The following is a 1,628-nucleotide window of genomic DNA, read 5'->3' as shown; positions in this document are numbered from 1 at the left end:
TGCCGGGCGGAGCTACGCCTTGATCACCGCCGACCGTTCGAGCACGTTGCCCCGCGAGTCGAGCGCCTCGGCGGCGAGGTAGGACGCCGCGGCGACCTCCGCCGTCGTCTCGAATCCGGTGCGCTTGACCGAGACGGCCTCGGTGAGCGAACCCGCATCGGACCCCGTGAGGAACCGCCAGCCCGCCACCTCGGTGGCACCGTTCCAGCTCGCGTACGCCTGCATCGTCGAGCCGTTGCCGGGGAGGACCGCGACGTCCGGCACCGTGCTCGGCGCCGCGGTCCACGTCGAGCGATAGACCCGGTACGACCCGCTGCCGATGCTCGTGGCCTCGAACACCGCGTTGCCTGCGGCGTCGAACTCGGTCGCGGACGGGTCAGAGCCCCACCCGACGAAGTAGTGACCGTTGTCGAGGAACTGCACGTTCCCCATCGCGTTGCCGCGGTGGCCGCCGCGCGCGAGCTCGAGCTTGACGGCAGCCGTTCGATTCTTCTCGTCGACCGTCAGGAGCAGGCCGCGGGACTGGCCCGTTGTCCCGTCCTTGTAGTGGTTGTCGAACATGCTGATGACCCCGTTGGGCCGCTGGCGCACGTCGTGCTGCCATGCGAAGACGGCGTCCGCGGGGATCGTGAAGTCGCTCTGCCTGCCGCCGAGGCGCCACACGACCGTCCCCGACCTGTTGAGGAGATAGATGGTGTGCGTGTGCCGGAAGGACACAAGATACCCATCGTCGCGGAGGTCTACCGCGTTGACGTGGTAAGGATCAAACGCCTTCTCGGCGGTGCTTCCGTCCGCGGCGGAATCATCGGAGGGCTTGACGTAGCTCGCCTCGAGCGGAATCACGTCCGAGGCTTTCCAGTCGAACAGGACCCGGCCCGTGGCCACGTCGACCTCCTGGACGTGGCAGTCGTACATGTAGCCCTTCGCGCTGCCGCCGAGCGGCGAAAGGTCGTACTGCACGGTCGGGTACGCCGTCAGCAGTGCCGTTCCGTTCGCCGTGAGACGGAACTCATGAAGGTCCGCCCTCAGGCCGCCGCCCGCGGACACCTGGGCGATCGTCTTGTAGCTCGTGTCCTTGATGATCCCGGCGCCCTCGCCGTGGCCGCCAATGCCCTTGCCGCTCCAATACGTCAGGACGGGCTTCCCCTGGTACTGCTGGACCTTGAGGTCGGTCACCCCAGCGCCCGTGGGCTCCATCCATACGGGGTGCCCGCTGTTGTCCATGATGAGTCCGTTGGAGCCATGTCCCATCGGGCCCGCGAACACGAGGCCGTCGGCCGTCGCGCCCGAGGACCAGACGTTGACGTGCGGCGTCGTGAGCTTCGTGCTCACGAACGTCCTGTCCGGCGGCGGGCCGCCGGCCGTCGCGGTGCTCGACGGCGTCGGCGTGGCCGCGGACGCGCTAGGTGGGAGCGGGAAGATGCTGGACCGGGCTACGCCCGCGCCCGCCACCGCCCCGAAAACCGCTAGGCCTGCACCCTGGAGAAAACGACGACGGCTCACTCTTCCCATGGGCCTCAGGCTAGGCACCGACCCTGTGCCGGTGGATTCGCCCACCTGTACGTTGCCTGAAAGCGGCCCACACGCAAGCTCGCGCCGCTACGCGATGAGCGAGGCCCCCACGAGGC

At 68.6% G+C, this 1,628-nt stretch carries 1 protein-coding gene; it reads right to left on the bottom strand.

Annotated elements, in window-relative coordinates; translation table 11 throughout:
- Positions 1-12: 12 nt before the first annotated feature.
- Positions 13-1,512, bottom strand: a complete 1,500-nt coding sequence (locus ACLN58_RS21930) for an arylsulfotransferase family protein (RefSeq protein ID WP_415857324.1) — start codon at positions 1,510-1,512, stop codon at positions 13-15.
- Between the last annotated feature and the right edge of the window lie 116 nt (positions 1,513-1,628).

The organism is Sinomonas sp. G460-2 (assembly GCF_047759905.1).
Taxonomy (GTDB): domain Bacteria; phylum Actinomycetota; class Actinomycetes; order Actinomycetales; family Micrococcaceae; genus Sinomonas.
The sequence above is the reverse complement of the archived record's forward strand: the minus strand, read 5'-3'. Positions and strand labels throughout refer to the sequence as shown.